This window comes from Umezawaea sp. Da 62-37 (assembly GCF_032460545.1).
Classification (GTDB): Bacteria; Actinomycetota; Actinomycetes; order Mycobacteriales; family Pseudonocardiaceae; genus Umezawaea.
Map to the genome: position 1 here is coordinate 3,161,660 of NZ_CP135965.1, position 17,246 is coordinate 3,178,905.

16 protein-coding genes and 1 riboswitch are annotated in these 17,246 nt (G+C 70.4%); of the genes, 6 read left to right on the forward strand and 10 right to left on the reverse strand.

What is annotated here, in order from left to right:
• The first annotated feature begins 117 nt into the window (after window positions 1–117).
• Both RM788_RS13730 and RM788_RS13735 read left to right on the forward strand, forming a co-directional pair.
• Window positions 118–1,452 carry a hemolysin family protein gene (locus RM788_RS13730; RefSeq protein ID WP_315932028.1) on the forward strand — a complete coding sequence of 445 codons (1,335 nt, stop codon included), beginning with the start codon at window positions 118–120 and terminating at the stop codon, window positions 1,450–1,452.
• Entirely contained in the window at window positions 1,449–2,486 is a 1,038-nt protein-coding gene (locus RM788_RS13735) for a hemolysin family protein (protein ID WP_315932029.1), read from the forward strand. Before RM788_RS13730 ends, RM788_RS13735 begins: the two co-directional genes overlap by 4 nt.
• Before the next feature lie 25 nt (window positions 2,487–2,511).
• On the opposite strand, the gene RM788_RS13740 is transcribed toward RM788_RS13735, so the two are convergent.
• Both RM788_RS13740 and RM788_RS13745 read right to left on the reverse strand, forming a co-directional pair.
• The gene (locus tag RM788_RS13740; RefSeq protein WP_315932030.1) at window positions 2,512–3,714 is read right to left on the reverse strand and encodes an MFS transporter; all 1,203 of its coding nucleotides are present in this window, start codon (window positions 3,712–3,714) and stop codon (window positions 2,512–2,514) included.
• 418 nt (window positions 3,715–4,132) lie between these two features.
• A complete protein-coding gene (locus RM788_RS13745) occupies window positions 4,133–4,777 on the reverse strand; it encodes a sugar O-acetyltransferase (protein ID WP_315932031.1) in 645 nt (214 codons plus the stop codon).
• A gap of 222 nt (window positions 4,778–4,999) precedes the next feature.
• Here RM788_RS13745 and RM788_RS13750 point away from each other — a divergent pair, with 222 nt between their 5' ends.
• The 3 genes from RM788_RS13750 to RM788_RS13760 all read left to right on the forward strand — a co-directional run bounded on the left by RM788_RS13750 (window position 5,000) and on the right by RM788_RS13760 (window position 8,086).
• Window positions 5,000–5,188, forward strand: coding sequence for a hypothetical protein (locus RM788_RS13750; RefSeq protein WP_315932032.1), 189 nt, complete (start codon window positions 5,000–5,002; stop codon window positions 5,186–5,188).
• 60 nt (window positions 5,189–5,248) lie between these two features.
• Window positions 5,249–6,133 (forward strand): 3-methyladenine DNA glycosylase, encoded by an 885-nt coding sequence (locus RM788_RS13755; RefSeq protein ID WP_315932033.1) that lies wholly within the window; start codon window positions 5,249–5,251, stop codon window positions 6,131–6,133.
• A gap of 171 nt (window positions 6,134–6,304) precedes the next feature.
• The gene (locus RM788_RS13760; RefSeq protein WP_315932034.1) at window positions 6,305–8,086 is read left to right on the forward strand and encodes a substrate-binding domain-containing protein; all 1,782 of its coding nucleotides are present in this window, start codon (window positions 6,305–6,307) and stop codon (window positions 8,084–8,086) included.
• On the opposite strand, the gene RM788_RS13765 is transcribed toward RM788_RS13760, so the two are convergent.
• Together RM788_RS13765 and RM788_RS13770 are read right to left on the reverse strand one after the other, a co-directional pair.
• On the reverse strand, window positions 8,083–8,496 hold the full coding sequence (locus tag RM788_RS13765) for an SsgA family sporulation/cell division regulator (protein WP_315932035.1): 414 nt from the start codon (window positions 8,494–8,496) through the stop codon (window positions 8,083–8,085). The two genes, RM788_RS13760 and RM788_RS13765, sit on opposite strands and share 4 nt — an antisense overlap.
• Window positions 8,497–8,617: 121 nt before the next feature.
• The gene (locus RM788_RS13770) at window positions 8,618–9,601 is read right to left on the reverse strand and encodes a helix-turn-helix transcriptional regulator (RefSeq protein WP_315932036.1); all 984 of its coding nucleotides are present in this window, start codon (window positions 9,599–9,601) and stop codon (window positions 8,618–8,620) included.
• A 62-nt stretch (window positions 9,602–9,663) separates the two neighbouring features.
• Here RM788_RS13770 and RM788_RS13775 point away from each other — a divergent pair, with 62 nt between their 5' ends.
• On the forward strand, window positions 9,664–10,077 hold the full coding sequence (locus tag RM788_RS13775) for a DUF3224 domain-containing protein (protein ID WP_315932037.1): 414 nt from the start codon (window positions 9,664–9,666) through the stop codon (window positions 10,075–10,077).
• 56 nt (window positions 10,078–10,133) lie between these two features.
• On the opposite strand, the gene RM788_RS13780 is transcribed toward RM788_RS13775, so the two are convergent.
• From RM788_RS13780 to RM788_RS13805, 6 genes are all read right to left on the reverse strand, one after another.
• Window positions 10,134–10,499 carry a DUF427 domain-containing protein gene (locus RM788_RS13780; RefSeq protein WP_315932038.1) on the reverse strand — a complete coding sequence of 122 codons (366 nt, stop codon included), beginning with the start codon at window positions 10,497–10,499 and terminating at the stop codon, window positions 10,134–10,136.
• Window positions 10,500–10,524: 25 nt separating this feature from the next.
• Window positions 10,525–11,802: an MFS transporter gene (locus tag RM788_RS13785; protein ID WP_315932039.1), complete on the reverse strand. Its 1,278-nt coding sequence runs from the start codon at window positions 11,800–11,802 to the stop codon at window positions 10,525–10,527.
• Window positions 11,789–12,358 carry an isochorismatase family protein gene (locus RM788_RS13790; RefSeq protein ID WP_315932040.1) on the reverse strand — a complete coding sequence of 190 codons (570 nt, stop codon included), beginning with the start codon at window positions 12,356–12,358 and terminating at the stop codon, window positions 11,789–11,791. The genes RM788_RS13785 and RM788_RS13790 overlap by 14 nt, the downstream gene beginning before the upstream one ends.
• A 50-nt stretch (window positions 12,359–12,408) precedes the next feature.
• Window positions 12,409–12,843, reverse strand: a complete 435-nt coding sequence (locus RM788_RS13795; RefSeq protein ID WP_315932041.1) for a MarR family winged helix-turn-helix transcriptional regulator — start codon at window positions 12,841–12,843, stop codon at window positions 12,409–12,411.
• 161 nt (window positions 12,844–13,004) lie between these two features.
• On the reverse strand, window positions 13,005–15,890 hold the full coding sequence (gene gcvP / locus RM788_RS13800; protein ID WP_315932042.1) for an aminomethyl-transferring glycine dehydrogenase: 2,886 nt from the start codon (window positions 15,888–15,890) through the stop codon (window positions 13,005–13,007).
• 161 nt (window positions 15,891–16,051) lie between these two features.
• Window positions 16,052–16,147, reverse strand: a riboswitch (glycine riboswitch).
• Between the two features lie 161 nt (window positions 16,148–16,308).
• Window positions 16,309–16,953, reverse strand: coding sequence for a class I SAM-dependent DNA methyltransferase (locus RM788_RS13805; RefSeq protein ID WP_315932043.1), 645 nt, complete (start codon window positions 16,951–16,953; stop codon window positions 16,309–16,311).
• Between the last annotated feature and the right edge of the window lie 293 nt (window positions 16,954–17,246).

Here is a 17,246-nt window from a genome sequence, read left to right on the forward strand (position 1 = left end):
CCACCGAGGAGTGACTCCTTCCGTGCGCGACGCGCAGTCACCTGGTTTCAGTACTGAGCCGGGTCGAACACCCGGCTGCCCCACCCACCCGATCCCCTCCCCCGCCGGAGGCGGCAGGTGATCGGAACCCTCCTGAGCGTGCTCGGCCTGCTGGCCGTCATAGCCCTCACCGTCGGAACCGCCACCGCGGTCGCCGCCGAGTTCTCGTTGACCGCCCTCGAACGCAGCACCGTGGACAACCACGCGGCCGTCGTGGGCGATGCCAAGGCCCTGAAGCTCCAGAAGGCGCACAGATCGCTGTCCTTCCAGCTCTCCGGCGCCCAACTGGCCATCACCATCACCACCCTGATCACCGGCTACATCGCCGAACCCGCCATCGCGGAACTGGTCGAACCCGGCCTGACCGCGCTCGGCGTGCCGCCAGCGGTGGCCGACCCGTTGGCCCTGGCCTTCGCGTTGGCGCTGGCCACGGCCGTGTCGATGGTGTTCGGCGAGCTGGTGCCGAAGAACCTCGCCATCGCCAAGCCCATGGAGACCGCCCGCGCGGTCGTCGGCCTCCAGTCGGCGTTCTCCAGCGCGTTCCGCTGGCTCATCAGCGGCATGAACCTCGCGGCGAACTGGCTGGTCCGCAGGCTGGGCGTGGAACCGGTCGAGGAGCTGGCGTCCGCGCGCTCACCGGAGGAGCTGGGCGCGCTGGTGCGCTCCAGCGCCGAGCACGGGACGCTCGACCAGAGCACGGCGACGCTGCTGGACCGCTCGCTGCGCTTCGGCGACCGCACGGCCGGTGAACTGATGACGCCGCGCGTGCAGGTCGAGGCGCTGAGGGTCGACGCGACCGTGCTCGACCTGATCGAGAAGACCCGCGCGACCGGGTTCTCCCGGTTCCCCGTGCACAACGGGGACATCGACGAGGTGCGCGGCATGGTGCACGTGAAGCAGGCGTTCAGCGTGCCGGTGAACCAGCGCGCGACGACACCGGTGTCCGCGCTGACCCGGCCGGTGCAGACCGTGCCGGAGACGCTGGAGGGCGACGCGCTGCTGGACAGGCTGCGCGCGTCCGGGTTGCAGACCGCGCTCGTCGTGGACGAGTACGGCGGCACGGCGGGCCTGGTGACGCTGGAGGACGTGGTCGAGGAGATCGTGGGCGACGTCCGCGACGAGCACGACCGCGGAGAGGCCGCGCCCGTGCGGCCGCTGGGCAAGGAGAGCTGGATGGTGTCCGGCCTGCTGCGCGACGACGAGGTCGCCGAGGCGACCCGGTTCCGGATGCCCGACGGCGACTACGAGACGCTGGCGGGCCTGGTCATGGCCCGGTTGGGTCGCATCCCCGACGTCGGGGACGAGATCAGGGTGGACGGCTGGCGGATCACCGTGATGCGGATGGACCGGCACCGCACGGCCGAGCTGCGGGTCGCCAAGGTCGCCGAGACCGAGCAGGTGGCGGCGCAATGAGCCTCCTCGTGCTCCTGCTGTTCCTGATGGGCAACGCGTTCTTCGTCGGCGCCGAGTTCGCCATCATCACCGCCCGCCGCGACCGGCTGGAGGCGCTGGCCGACCGGGGCAGCAGCCGGGCCCGCACCGCGATCAAGGCGGGCAGGCAGCTGCCGCTGATCATCGCGGGCGCGCAGCTCGGCATCACGCTGTGCTCGCTCGGGCTGGGCGCGATCGGCGAACCCGCCGTCGCGTCGATCCTCGAGTCGCCGTTCCACGCGGTCGGCATCCCCGCCGCGCTGCGGCACGGCATCTCGTTCGCCCTCGCCCTGGTCCTCGTGGTCGCGCTGCACACGATCCTGGGCGAGATGGTGCCGAAGAACCTGGCCATCGCGAACCCGGAGCAGCTGGCGATCTGGCTCGTGCCGGTGCACTACGGGTTCTGCAAGCTGGTCGGCCCGGTGCTGCGGATGTTCACCGTCGTGTCGACGGCCGTGCTGAAGCTGATGAAGGTCACGCCGAAGGACGAGCTGGAGTCCGCGTACACCACCGACGAGCTGGCGATGCTCATCGCCCAGTCCCGCCAGGAGGGCCTGCTGGAGGACTCCGAGCACCGCAGGCTCGCGCAGACGCTGTCGTCGGCCGAGCGCACGATCGCCGACGTCCTCGTGCCGCTGGACCGGTTGACGACGCTGTCGTCGAACCCGACCGTCGGCGAGGTCGAGTCGTCCGTGGCGCAGACCGGGTTCTCCCGGTTCCCCGTGCGCGGCGACAACGGCAGGCTGCTCGGGTACCTGCACGTCAAGGACGTGCTGGACCTCGCGGGCGCCGACCCCGGCACCCCGGTTCCGCGCACCCGCATCCGCGGCCTGCCGGACCTGCCGGTCGACGCCCACCTGGACGAGGCGCTGGCCGCCCTGCGCCGGGCCCAGAGCCACCTCGCGCGCGCCGTCGACGCCGACGGCAAGCTGTGCGGCGTCGTGGCGATGGAGGACCTGGTCGAGGAGTACGTCGGCACCGTCCGCGACGGCACCCACGTGAGCCGCGAGCTGTAGTCCCACCGGTCGGAGGCCCGTGCCGTCACACGACGGCACGGGCTTCCTCCACCGCGAACCCCTTCGGCGACACCGTCCGCCACATCAGCAGCACGGACAGCAGTTGGATCGCCGCGCCCATCACCCACACCCACCGCAGCCCCCACTGCGCGGCCACGAACCCTCCCGTGAGCGCACCGAGCGGCGTCAGCCCCCAGGCCAACGCCCGGTGACTCGTCAGCACCCGCCCCAGCAACGGCTTCGGCGTGAACTGCTGCCTGCTCGACTGCGAGCACACGTTCCACACCAGCGTCGTCGACGACAGCAGCACCAGTGCCACCGCGACCAGCGCGAACACCGGCGGCAGCACGGCGATGAGGAGCTGGGCGACCGCACCGCCGATCGTCGCGAGCCGCATCGACCACGCGTAGCCGAGGCGGACGACCACGCGGTGCACCACGAACGACGCACCGATCCACCCGACCGCCAGGAACGCCAGCAGCACGCCGTAGCCGAACGAGCCGACGTGCAGCACCTGCGTGGCGTACAGGACGAACATCGAGACGCAGGCGCTGGCGGCGAACGAGCCGAGCGCCACCGTCAGCGTGATGGTGCGCAGCAGCGGACTGCCCACCAGGAACGCCAACCCGACCTTGATGTCCCGCAGCGGGTGCCCAGGCGGATTCGGCACGTGCCGCGCCGTGATCCCACGCGTCAACCACAACGCCACCAGCGCCGTCACGCAGGCGATCCACGCGGGCAACCCCACCGCATACGCCAACAGGAACCCAGTCACCGGCGGCACCACGAACTGCACGACCCCGCGATCGATCACGATCATCCGCGCGTTCGCCGCCGCCAACCGCTCCGGCCCCACCACATCCGGCACCAACGCCCCACTCGCCCCATCACCGAGCACCTGCGAGGTGACAACGACAAATGAAACGACCAACAACAACGGCAGACCCAACCACCCCGCCGACGCCGCCACCGCCAACACCGCAGCCGCCACCGCCTGCACCCCGAACGCCGCCCCCAACACAGCCGTCCGTTGGAACCGATCGATCAACACCCCCGCCACCAGCGAGAACAACAACCACGGCAGCTGACCCACCACGTTCACCAACGCGACCTGCCGAGGATCCGTCGTGATCGTCACCGCCATCAGCGGCAACGCCGTCAACAACAACCCCTCCCCCGCCGACCCGCTGACCGCCACCACCTGCAACCGCCGCCACCCAGTACCCATGACGACCACCCTGTCGACGAAAGGGAAGGCGTGCGAGTGAATCAGCCGGAAAAGCAAACCCACTTCTCCGTCCGACGGCGAAGCCCAGGATGCCCCGCCAACGCGCAGCGAGGTGCTTTGCCGACGCGGAGCGAGGTGCCTGGTCAGGCGGAGCCTGATGCCCTACCGACGCGCAGCAAGATGCCCTACCGACGCGCAGCGAGGTGCCTGGTCAGGCGCAGCCTGATGCCCTGTCGGGCACAGCCCGATGCCGGCGAAGCCAGACCTCCCCCTGCCCCCGATACACAGCGCCCTCCTGCCACACCCCCGTTTGTCAAGGCGTCTTTCCCGCCTTGACAAACGGGGGTGTGGCATTGAGACAATCGCGCTGCGGGGGCCGGGCTTCCCTCTTTCCCTAAACCCACCCCCACCCCCGCCCCTACTCCCGATCCCCGCTGTAACTGGTCGAAATAACCCCACTCCCACTCGGCTGCGTCCGGGTCCAGGGCGGCGAATACCCCAACTCCCTCACCACCCGAGCCGGATTCCCCACCGCCACCACGTTCGCAGGCAGATCCCGCGTCACCACAGCCCCCGCCCCCACCACCGTGTTCTCCCCGATGGTCACCCCCGGCAGCACGATCACACCCCCACCCAGCCAGACGTTGTTCCCGATCACGATCGGCTTGGCCGCCTCCCACTTCGCCCGACGGGGCTCCGGCTCCACCGGGTGCGTGGGCGTCAACAACTGCACGTTCGGCCCGATCTGCACATCATCACCAATCGCGATCGGCGCGACGTCCAACGCCACCAACCCGAAATTCGCGAAAGTCCTCGCCCCCACGGTGATGAACCGCCCGTAGTCGACGTGGAACGGCGGCCGGATCACCGTCCCCTCCCCCACCGCCCCCAACAGCCGCCCCAACAACCGGAACCTCTCAGCCCCCTGCCGAGCCCCGGTCGCGTTGTACGCGTCCTGCAACTCCCCCGCCACCGCCGACCACTCGTCCAGCTTCGGATCATCGGCGAGGTACAGGTCTCCCGCGAGCATCCGCTCACGCATGGATCGGTTGTCCGGCGTCATGGCCACGACCATACGGAACTCCCCCGCAGGTCACGCCGCCCCCACAACCGATGATCATGAACCCGCGCGCCCCTGGGCAGTCCACTGAGGATTCACCCGGTCGAGCGAATCATCACCATTCCACGATCAAGGCGACAACCAGGAGAACCCACCCGCACATCACGCCCGAGCAGGCGAACACCTCAAAGCGCCGCTCAACGACAGCTCTCCACAACGCAGGTGGTGACGACAACCCTGGTGTTCTTCTTCACCGCCTGGCTCGTCAGCAGGAGCGGTGACGTCCGCGGTGCCGTGCCGACCGGCCTGCTGACTGCCGTGCTGGCGCTGACCTCCGGTCGAGTCCCCGGCCTGGACGTCCGCTTCACGCGCCCGAAGGACACCGGGGCCCTCGAGGTGCCGGGTCTGCTCTGAGCGAAGTGCCCGCCCCGTGCCGCAACAACGGCACGGGGCCGCCCCGTACCGTTGTCACCCATGGAGGTAGTGCTGGCCGAGGCCGACTGGACCGCGCGCCGGGCCGAGCACCGGGCGCGGGTGCGGCGGTGGACGGGGCCCCACCACGACCGGAAGGCGACCGGGGAGAAGCACCCCGTTCTCGACTTCCTCTTCTCCTACTACTCCCACCGCCCGTCGAAGCTCGAACGCTGGCACCCCGGCCCCGGTGTCGTGCTCACCGGCGACGCCGCCCGCGAGTACCTCCGCTGGCCCGCCTACGTCGAGACCGCGGACGGCGTGGCGCTGGACGTCGACCGGTTCGCCGAAGCGCGGCGGCCGACGGTCGAGTTCGCCCACCGGCTGCTGACGGTGACGGCGGCGAGGACTCCGCGCCTTGGCTGCTTCGGGCTGCACGAGTGGGCGATGGTGTACCGGCAGAGGGCCGAGCAGGTGCGGCACAACGCGTGGCCGTTGCGGCTCGGGTCGGCGGGGACGGACGCGGTGGTGGACGGGAGTCGGGTGCAGTGCGGGCACTTCGACGCGTTCCGGTTCTTCACGCCGGACGCGCGGCCGCACAACACGCTCCAGCCGACGCGCGAGACGCAGGTCGAGTTCGAGCAGCCGGGGTGCTTGCACGCGAACATGGATCTTTTCAAGTGGAGCTACAAGCTGGACCCGGCGACGCCGTCGGAACTGGTGGCCGACTGCTTCGCGCTCGCGGCGGACGTGCGCGAACTGGACATGCGGGCGAGTCCGTACGACCTGGCGCCGCTGGGCTACGAGCCGGTGGCCATCGAGACGCCCGAGGGGCGTGCGGAGTACGTGCGGCGGCAGGCGGAGTTCGCCGAGCGGGCCGTCCCCCTGCGGGCCGCACTGTTGGAACTGAGCGTGACGTTGCTTCGCACTTCCGTACACATTGACTAAGCCGTACGAGGAAAATGACGGCATTTGATCTACACATACTTAACGTTGTCCTCAGTCTCCACCTGTTAGCGTGACGGCTTACCGGTACAGGTGTCGTCGGGGGCGGTTGATCCGGTTACCGGACGCGGTGGTCGTCCCACGGGCCGTGGTCAGACTCTGAAAGGGAAGTCGATGTCCCGACATCGCACGCTGCGCACACGGGTCAAGCGGGGTGTGGCCGGGTGGCCGGTAGCGGTCATCGGACTGGTCGCGCTGCTCGTCCTGGGGGTCTTCGGCTGGAGCTGGCTGGGCGGTGTGCTCGAACGCCGGGCCGCTGCCGAGGCCGGTGACTGCGCCGAGGGCGAGGCGCTGCTGAGGATCGCGTCGACGCCGAGCGCGGCCGACGCGGTGCGCGACGTGGCGAAGGCGTGGAGCGCGAAGCGGCCGGTGGTCTACGACCACTGCATCCGCGTCGAGGTGCAGTCGATCGACTCCGAGGTCGTGCTGGACAGCCTCACCCAGGGTTGGGACGAGGGGAAGCTGGGCGCGAAGCCGCACGCGTGGATCACCGACTCGATGCTGTGGGCGAACCGGCTGGGCGCGCAGGACCACTCGCTGCTCGGCGCCGCCCCGCAGTCGATCGCGCAGAGCCCCGTGCTGCTCGCGCTGCCCGAACAGGGCGCGACGGCCGTGCAGGCCTCGGCGGGCTTCCGGTGGACCGACCTGCCCGGCCTGACGTCCGCGCCCGGCGGCTGGGACCGGTTCGGCAAGGGCGAGTGGGGCCAGTTCAAGGTGGCGATGCCCGACCCGACGTCCAACGCGGCGACCGCGATGGCGATCCAGTCGGCGCTGGCGGGCGCGAGCCCCGAGGGCAAGGGCCCGGTCACCACGGAGATGCTGGACCTGGACCCGGTGAAGAACACGATGGCGAGCCTTGTCGGGGCCAAACCGGTGGAGACGCCCGGCAGCACGTGGGAGGCCATGCACCTGCTGGCCGACAGCACGGCGGTGAACGGGTCGGGGTTCAGCTCGGTGCCCGTGTTCGAGGTCGACCTCTACCGGCACAACACCGGCAAGGACAGCGGCACTCCCCCGCTGAAGCCGCTCTACGGCGTCGCCCCCGGCGGCCCCACACCGGTCGCGGACTTCCCGTTCGTGGCGCTGGCGGGTGACTGGGTCGGCGAGGCGCAGGTGCGGGCCGCGCAGGCGTTCCGCGAGTTCCTGACGGGCACCGAGCAGCAGAAGATCCTCGCCGCGGCGGGCCTGCGGGTGCCGTCGTCGACGGAACGGCCGAAGCCCTCGCCGGGCGTGCGCTGGGCGACGATGACCGAGGGCCTGGCACCGGCGGACTCGAACACCACGCAGCAGATCTCGGCGGCGTGGGCGACGGCCGACAACGGCCAGGTCGTGCGGGTGCTGGTCGACTCGTCGAAGTCCATGGAGGAGTCGGGCGGTGACGGGAAGAGCCGGATGGAGTGGCTGAAGGCCGCGCTGTCGGGCCAGGTCAACCGTTCGCTGTCGGGCTCGGTCGGGCTGTGGGAGTTCTCGCGCCAGATCGACGGCGACCTGCCGTACCGCGAACTCGTGCCCACGGGCCCGGTCGTGGAGCAGCGGCAGGCGCTGCTGGACGGCATCGCGGGACTTCAGCCGCTGAGCGCGACGCAGCTCTACACGAGCCTGGTCGCGCTGTACAAGGACGCGCAGGCCGATTACCAGGACGGCAAGCGCAACCGGATCGTCGTGTTCACCGACGGCCCCAACGACGGCGGACTGGACTTCGACGGGCTGCGCGCCCAGTTGGACCAGCTCAAGGACGACGCGCGCCCGATCCCGATCAGCGTCATCGCGCTCGGCTCCGCGCCGGAACGCGATCCGTTGACCCGCATCACCCAGTCGACCGGCGGCTCGTTCTCCGTGGCCGAGGACGGCAAGGCGATCGACTCCGCGCTGGCGCAGGTCCTGTCGGCGTCCTAGTACTGGATGGCGAGCTTCGCGAGTTCGGCCTCGAAGTCGATCCAGAGCTCTTCCTCGCCGGGCGACACGAGGTCGTAGGAGAGGTCGAGGAATTCGGCGATGTCGTCCGACGGCACGGCCAGGACGGCGGACCCGGCGGGCGCGTTCAGCTCCACCAGCGCCTGCTCCGGGTCCTCCGGTGACGGTCGGACCGCGATGTCGCCCACGCCGGTCGGGGAGAGCAGGCCGTCGGCCAGCAATTCGCGGCCGAACATCCACTCGACCTCCCCGTGGCCGGTGTGGAAGCGGATCGTGATCGCGTACGGATCGTCCGGGTCGTATCGCAATTCGGCGGCTATCGGCGCGGGTTCACCACCTGGCGCGAGCAGCTCGAACGTGGTCGCGACCGTGATCACAATCTTGTTGTCCACACCATCGACGATAAGTACGCGACCAGTCACCCGATACCCCTAGAAAAGGCTAACGGACCCCAAGAACACCGCAATGTGCCCTCTTGTTCCCCCAGTCCGGTCGACCGCGGATCGCCCGGTATCAGGACCGCGGCCCGTAGACCGCCGCCATCGCGGCCACCCTCGCGATCACGCGTTCGCGGAGTTCCGGCGGGGCGACGACCTCCGCTTCCGGACCGAGCCGCATGAGGTCCACCTCGGCGTGGTCGAGCGACTCGACGGGGACCTCCACGGTCGTCCAGCCGTCCTCGTCCGGTTCGGCGGTGGAGTCCCGCAGCGCCCGCGCGGCCACCAGGCTGAGCAGGAACTGCGCCCGGCCGAGCCCGGTGGCCGACATCCGGACCGTGACGCGCATGCCGTACATCCGCTGCTCGAAGTGATCCGACCAGTCCGCCCAGAACTCCGTGAGGTCGAAGTCGTCCGGCCGTTCGAAGCCCTCGTCGAGCGCCGCCACCTCCAGCACGCGGGCGATCCGGTAGGTGCGCAGGTCGCCGTCGGCGCGCGCCACCAGGTACCAGACGCCCGCCTTCAGCACGAGGCCGAACGGGTCGACGGTCCGGCGCACCTCGATCGCCCGCCCGCCCCACCGCCGGTAGCGGATGTCCAGCCGCCGCTGGTTCCACACCGCGTCCGCGATCGTCGACAGGAACGGCGTCTCCTCCGAGTGCCGGAACCAGCCGGGCGCGTCCAGGTGGAACCGCTCGCGGATCCGGCCCGCCCGCGACCTCAGCTCCCGCGGCAGCGCCGCGTGCAGCTTGAGCTGCGCCGCCGCCACCACCGTCCCCAGTCCCAGCTCCGCCGCGGGCCCCGGCATCCCCGCCAGGAACAGCGACTCGGCCTCCTCGCTGGTCAGCCCGGTCAACCGGGTGCGGTAGCCGTCGAGCAGCCGGTACCCGCCCGCCGGGCCGCGATCCGCGTACACGGGCACCCCGGCCGCGCCGAGCGCCTCGACGTCCCGGTACACCGTGCGGACCGACACCTCCAGCTCGTCGGCCAGCTCCTGCGCGGTCAGCCGCCCGCGCGACTGGAGCAGGAGCAGCAGGGACAGCAGTCGGCTCGCGCGCATGTCCCCAAGTTTCCCCCTGTACCTGACGTTCGCTGTCAGGTACGGCGGGTTGACTTCGCGCCATGAGCACACGAGCGACCGGCACCGTCGAGATGAAGAGCTGGGACGAGAAGACCTGGGACGGCAAGCCGCACAACGAGGTCTCCGGCCACAAGCTCACCCAGGGCACGATGGTCGGCGGCTACCACGGCGACCTGGAGGCCTCCGGCGAGACCCGGTTCGTCATGACCTACGCCGACGACAACAACTGCGAGTCCATCGGCCACGAGCTGGTGAACGGCGCGCTCGGCGACCGCACCGGGACTTTCGTGCTCCAGCACGTCAGCGGCTACCACGACGGGACCGTGACGGGCGGGTTCACCGTGGTCGCAGGGTCCGGGACGGGCGGGTTGGCCGGGTTGAGCGGGCGGGGCGAGATCGTGTGGGTCGAGGGGCAGAACGGGACGTACTCGCTGGAGTACGACCTGCCCTCGTAGGACGCGGAAGCGGCTCCGTCCTGGAGAGGGCGGAGCCGCTGGTGGGTCGAGGATGGTCAGCCGACGGTGATGTCGACCTTGTTCGGGTAGAACGCGACGTGACCGGCGATCTCCGCGACGGCCTCGTACGGCTCCTCGTAGAACCACACGACGTCGGTCAGCTGCTCGCCGCCGGTGATCGTGTAGTAGGACGCGTCCCCCTTGAACGGGCAGTACGTGCTGGTGCCGGTGCGCGTCAGCACGGACTGGTCGACGTCGCCGATCGGCACGTACTGCACGGCCGGGTACGTGGATTCCTGGAGCGTGAGCGCCTTGGTGGTGTCGGCGATGACGCGGTCACCGGCGCGCACGACGACGCGGTCGGTCGTGGGCGTGACGGTGATGGGGTGGTCCGGGCCGGGGATCTTGACTTCGCGTGCCATGAGCGGGTGCTGCCTTTCGGTGGGGTCAGCGGGTCCTGCCAGGTTCAACCGCGGGCCGGGGCTCGGCATTTCCTGCTGGCCCGTGCACGTGCTTGACCAGGTAGTACACGCCCACGACGGCCGCGGCGAAGCCCGCTGTCGCGCCGAGGGCGAGTGACCAGCGCGGCCCGAACGAGTCGGCCACCCAGCCGACGATCGGGGCGCCGATGGGCGTGCCGCCGACGACGATGGCCAGCAGGATGGAGATCACGCGGCCGCGCATGACGGGGTCGGTGGCCAGCTGGATGGAGCTGTTCGCGGTGGTCGTGAGGGTCTGCGAGGCCACTCCGACGACGACCAGCGCCAGTCCGAACAGCCAGGAAGTCGGCATCACCGCCGCCAACGCGCACCCCACGCCGAACACGGCGGCTCCGACGGCGAGCAGCGACACCCGCGGGCTGGCCCGCCGCGCCGACAGCAGCGCGCCGACCACCGAGCCGACGGCGAGCGCGGACGTCAGCAGCCCGAACTCCCTCGACCCGAGGTGGAACACGCTGACCGACATGCTCGAGATGAAGATCGGGAAGTTCATCCCGAACGTGCCCACCAGGAACAGCATCAGCAGGATCGTCCTGATGTCCCGCCGCGACCAGACGTAGCGCAGGCCCTCGGCGAAGCCGCCGCGACCACGGGCGGCGCGGACCGCCGGGTGCAGCTCTCCCCTCCGCAGGAACCGCAGGGACAGCAGCACGGCGCCGAACGAGGCCGCGTTGACCAGGAACACCCAGCCGGAGCCGACGAGCGCGATCAGCACGCCCGCGACGGCGGGCCCGATCATCCGGGCGGCGTTGAACGAGGTCGAGTTCAGCGCCACCGCGTTCGACAGGTTGGGGCCGACGACCAGTTCCGACACGAACGTCTGGCGGGCGGGCGCGTCGAACGCGGTGACGCAGCCGAGCAGCAGCGCGAACAGGTACACCTGCCACAGCCGCACGGCGTCGGTGACGGTCAGCAGGCCGAGGCCGAGCGCCAGGACCCCCATCGACGCCTGGGTCGCCATCAGCAGCTTGCGGCGGTCGAGCCGGTCGGCCGCGAGGCCGGTGAACGGCAGCAGCAGCACCTGCGGGCCGAACTGGAGTGCCATCACGATGCCGACGACGGTCGCGTTGTTGTGCGTGAGCTGGGTCAGCACCACCCAGTCCTGCGCCGTGCGCTGCATCCACGTCCCGATGTTGGAGACGATCGCGCCGCCCGCCCACACCCGGTAGTTGAAGACGCTCAGCGAGCGGAACGTCCCCCTCGGGGCGAGGTCAGCTTCGACCATTACCGCTGGTGACGAGGTCGATGATCTCCTCCGTCGTGCCGGTCTCACCGATCTTCGGGAAGATCTGCGCGACGCTGTGGTCGTGCGCCTCCCGGCTCATGTCGGTCATCGCGTCGACGGCCAGGGTGACGTGGTAGCCGAGTTCGTGCGCGTGCCGGGCGGTCGACTCGACCCCGGCGCTGGTGGCGACGCCGACGACCACGACCTGCGTGACTCCCTCGCCCTTCAGGTGCGCGTCGAGGTCCGTGCCGGTGAACGCGCCCCACGTCCGCTTGGTGACGGCGTGGTCGCCCGGCTGCCGGTTCAGCTCCGGCACGAGTTCGAGCCACTCCGCCGGGAACTCCACCGCCGGGCGGTTCTGGTCCGTCCGTCCGGGCGCGACGCCGTCGACCGTGACGATGACGACCGGCAGGCCGTGCGCGCGGAACGCGTCGGCCAGCGCGGCGGAGTTCTTCACGACCTGGTCGACCGGGTGGGCGGCGGGCATTCCGACGACGCCCTTCTGGAGGTCGACGACCACGAGCGCGGTCTTCGGGTCGAGCGTGGTGACTGGCATGGTTCTCCTCATTCCGGGCACGCCGAAGAAACCCTCCGGCCTGGTGCGTCCTACGAGTCCGCGACGCGCTTGAGCAGTTCGACGGCCGACGCCAGCTCCCGCCGCTCGACGGGCGTGAGCGTCTTGTGGACGGCCTGGAACAGCCAGCCCTCCCGCGCCGCCCTGCCCGCCGCGACCTTCTCCCGCGCCTCCTCGGTGAGGGACAGGATCGTGCGCCGCCCGTCGGCCGGGTCCGGCACACCCGAGACGAACCCCGCCGCCTCCAGGACGGCCACGTTGGCGCCCATCGACTGCGGCCGCACGCCTTCGGCGCGGGCCAGCTCGGTCACCGTCGCGGATCCGCCCTTCTCCAGTCGGATCAGCACGGCGATCTGCGACGGCGTGAAGTCGGTCGAGTTCGAGTGCTCCCGCATCCGCCTGCGCAGCTTGGCGATCAGCGCCCGCAGCTCAGCTGCCAGAGCGGCCACGTCCACGGTCTCGTCCACGACTCCAGCGTAGCCGTTGGGAAGGCAAACTACAAAGGTTGCCTTCGCAGTTTACCAGCGCTTTGACATCACATCCGAAGGGGCCTTCCGCGTTCGGGGCCTCCCCCGCGAACGCGAAAGGGCCGCCCCGGAGGACGGCCCTTTCGCGGTGGTGGGAGCGGCTAGCTGTAGGCGGAGATCGGCGGGCAGGAGCAGACCAGGTTGCGGTCGCCCTTGGCGCCGTCGATCCGGCGGACGGGCGGCCAGATCTTCGGGGCGCCCGCGCCCGCCGGGAAGACGGCCACCTCACGGCTGTAGGGGTGGTTCCACTCGCGCGCGATGGACGCCGCGGTGTGCGGCGCGTTGCGGAGCGGGTTGTCGTCGGCGGGCCACTCGCCGGAAGCCACCTGGTCGATCTCGCGGCGGATCGCGATCATCGCGTCGATGAACCGGTCGATCTCGCCCAGGTCCTCGCTCTCCGTCGGCTCGACCATCAGCGTGCCGGGCACGGGGAACGACATCGTCGGGGCGTGCAGGCCGTAGTCGGCGAGGCGCTTGGCCACGTCGTCGACGGTGACGCCGGTCGTCTTGGTGATGCCGCGCAGGTCGAGGATGCACTCGTGGGCGACGAAGCCGCCCTCGCCGGTGTAGAGGACCGGGTAGTGCTCGTCCAGGCGCCGGGCCACGTAGTTGGCGGCGGCGACCGCGGTCAGGGTGGCGCGGCGGAGGCCGTCGGCGCCCATCATGCGGACGTACGCCCACGAGATCGGCAGGATCGACGCGGAGCCCCACGGGGCGCCGCTGATCGGGCCGACGCCGGTCTCGGGACCGGCCAGCGGCTGGAGCGGGTGGTTCGGCAGGTACGGCGCGAGGTGCGAGCGCACGCCGATCGGGCCGACGCCGGGGCCGCCGCCGCCGTGCGGGATGCAGAACGTCTTGTGCAGGTTCAGGTGCGAGACGTCCGAGCCGAACTTGCCGTACTGCGCGAGGCCGATCAGGGCGTTGAGGTTCGCGCCGTCGACGTACACCTGGCCGCCCGCGTCGTGCACCAGGCCGCAGACGTCGCGGACGGTGTCCTCGTACACGCCGTGCGTGGACGGGTAGGTGATCATGATCGCGGCGAGGTCGTCGCGGTGCTCGTCGACCGTGGCGCGCAGGTGGGCGAGATCGATGTTGCCCTTGTCGTCGCACTTCACCACGACGACCTTCATGCCCGCCATCACGGCGCTGGCGGCGTTCGTGCCGTGCGCGCTGGACGGGATGAGGCAGATGTCGCGGGCGGCCTGGCCGCGGCCGCGGTGGTACGCGCGGATCGCCAGCAGACCGGCGAACTCGCCCTGGCTGCCCGCGTTCGGCTGGAGGCTCACGGCGTCGTAGCCGGTGACCTCGGCCAGCCAGTCCTCCAGGTCCTTCACCAGCGCGAGCAGGCCCTCGGCGTCCTCGGCGGGCGCGAACGGGTGCAGGTCGGCGAACTCGGGCCAGGTGATGGGTTCCATCTCGGCCGTGGCGTTGAGCTTCATCGTGCACGAGCCCAGCGGGATCATGCTCCGGTCCAGCGCGACGTCCTTGTCCGACAGCGCGCGCAGGTAGCGCAGCAGCGCGGTTTCCGAGCGGTGGCGGTGGAACACCGGGTGCGTCATGAACTCCGACGTGCGGCGCAGCTCGGCCGGGATGCCGTCGGCGGTGTCCGCGTCGAGCGCGTCCACGTCCGACACCACCACGCCGAACGCCTGCCACACGTCGACCAGGTTGGCGCGGGTCGTGGTCTCGTCGCAGGCGATGGCGACCGTCGACCCGTCGACCAGCCGCAGGTTGATGCCGCGGGCGCGGGCGGCCTCGACGACCTCGGCCGCGCGGTCGGGCACGTGCGCCTGGACGGTGTCGAAGAACTCGCCGTGCAGCACGTCCACGCCGCCTTCGAGCAGGCCCCCGGCGAGCACGGTGGCCATCCGGTGCGCCCTGGTGCCGATGGCGCGCAGGCCGTCGGGGCCGTGGTAGACGCCGTACATCGAGGCGATCACGGCGAGCAGGACCTGCGCCGTGCAGATGTTGCTGGTCGCCTTCTCGCGGCGGATGTGCTGCTCGCGGGTCTGGAGCGCGAGCCGGTACGCGCGGTCGCCGTCGGCGTCCACGGACACGCCGACCAGTCGGCCGGGCAGCTGCCGCTCCAGGCCGGTGCGCACCGCCATGTAACCGGCGTGCGGGCCGCCGAAGCCGATCGGCACGCCGAAGCGCTGGGTGGTGCCCACGACGACGTCCGCGCCGACCTCGCCGGGCGGGCGCAGCAGCGTGAGCGCCAGCAGGTCCGCGACCACGACCGCGAGCGCGCCGGCCTTGTGCACCTCGGCGATGACCGACTCCTGGTCGCGCACCACACCGGACGCGCCGGGGTAGGACAGCAGCACGCCGAAGAAGTCGCCGCCCAGCCCGAGGCCCTCGATGCCCTGCGACAGGTCCGCGACGACGATCTCGATGCCCAGCGGCTCGGCCCTGGTTCCGATCACGGCCAGCGTCTGCGGCAGCGTGTCCGCGTCCACGACGAACTTGGTCGACTTCGACTTGCCCGCGCGGCGCACCAGCGTCATCGCCTCGGCGGCGGCGGTGGCCTCGTCGAGCATGGAGGCGTTCGACAGCGGCAGCGCGGTCAGGTCGGCGACCATCGTCTGGAAGTTGAGCAGCGCCTCGAGGCGGCCCTGCGAGATCTCCGGCTGGTAGGGCGTGTAGGCCGTGTACCAGGCCGGGCTTTCCAGCACGTTGCGGCGGATCACCGGGGGCGTGATCGTGCCGTAGTAGCCGAGGCCGATCATCTGCGTCATCGGCCGGTTGCGGGAGGCCAGCACGCGCAGCTCGGCCAGCGCCTCGGTCTCCGTGGCCGGGGCCGGCAGGTCCAGGACCAGCTCGCGCTCGCGGATCGACGGCGGGATCGCCCGCTGCGCCAACTCCTCCAGCGAACCGACACCGATGACGTCGAGGATCCTGGCCAGCTCGGCCGGACGGGGGCCGACGTGGCGGTCGGCGAACGGGGTGCCGTGCTCGAGAGCGGCGAGAGGAATGCGGTCCTGCGTCATGGAGGCGCCTCCGGCGGGGGTTGGGCTACGGACACACTTCTGCCGTTGCCCTCCCCCTCTGTCTCCAACCCGCTCGGCGGGCGCCTGAGAGCTTCACCCGGTGCTGGACCGGGTTTTCACCGTCGGCGGGGTCGGTTTCCCGGCCCACTTTCCAGAGGCGTCTAGCCCGTGCGGTCCTTGCGCCTGAGAGGTTCCGGGGAGGATTTGCTCCTTCGGCGCCGAGCGGACGGGAACTCGGACTCTCCCGCGCGGGTTCAGCGACTACCCGGTGATCGTACCCGCCCGGCCCACGCGCGGTACCGCGGGCGCGACGCGGATCACCGTGCGGATCAGCGGAAACGCCCGACGAGACCGAGGTCCCCCGTCAAACCGGCCCCCTGAACAGCACGGCACGGACCGACACCCGCATTCCCGGCTGTCAGTCGACGCGCTTGCGCGCCAACAGCATCGCCTGCTGGCGCTTCGCACCCTCCGTGGTCAGCCTCGCCGTCACGTCGAACCCGACCTCGGTCAACAGGTCCGCCAAGTCCTCCGGCCGGTGCAGATCGACCGTGTACGACACCGGATGACCGCCGTAGGCCTTCTCCGGGCTGAGCCGACCCGCACCGACGTGGAACCCGATCTGCAAGTGCCCACCAGGCGCAAGAGCCCGGTGGAACCCCGCGATCACCGCAGGCACCTCCTCACGGGGCACGTGGAAGATCGACCACCACGCCACCAACCCCCGCAACTCCCCGTCCGGAACGTCCAACGCGGTCATCGAACCAACCTCGAACCGCAGCTCAGGATAGGTAGACCGGGCGATGTCGATCATCTTCGGCGAAAGGTCCACACCGAACGCCGACACACCCAACGAGTTCAGGTGCGCGGTCACCAAACCAGGACCACACCCCACGTCGGCCACCAGCCCACCACCACCGGCCAACACCAACTCGGCGAACACCGCCAACATCCCCCGCCCAACCGGAAAACCCCCGAACAACGACCCGATCACCCCGGCGTAGCTCTCAGCAACGGTGTCGTAGGACGTCCGGGTGGCAGCGAGGTAGCCAGGCTCCGTCATGCCGCACGACTGTAGTCACCACACGTGACCCGATGACCCGGAGATACCAACAAAAATCCGAACAGCAAACCGGACAGGAATCCCAAGGAAAACAAAAAACCCACGAACCAACAACCCATTCGTGACAAACCCACCCACCAAACCACTTCAAAAAAGCCAACCACCAACCCAACCTGCCGGCACTCAAGGAAAGCACGCAAGCGCGGCCGATTTTACTTGGGGTTTTCGGGCCTACCCTCGCGGCGGCGGGCAGGTCACCACCACCTGCCCTTTCAGACCGCCGAGGCCCAAAA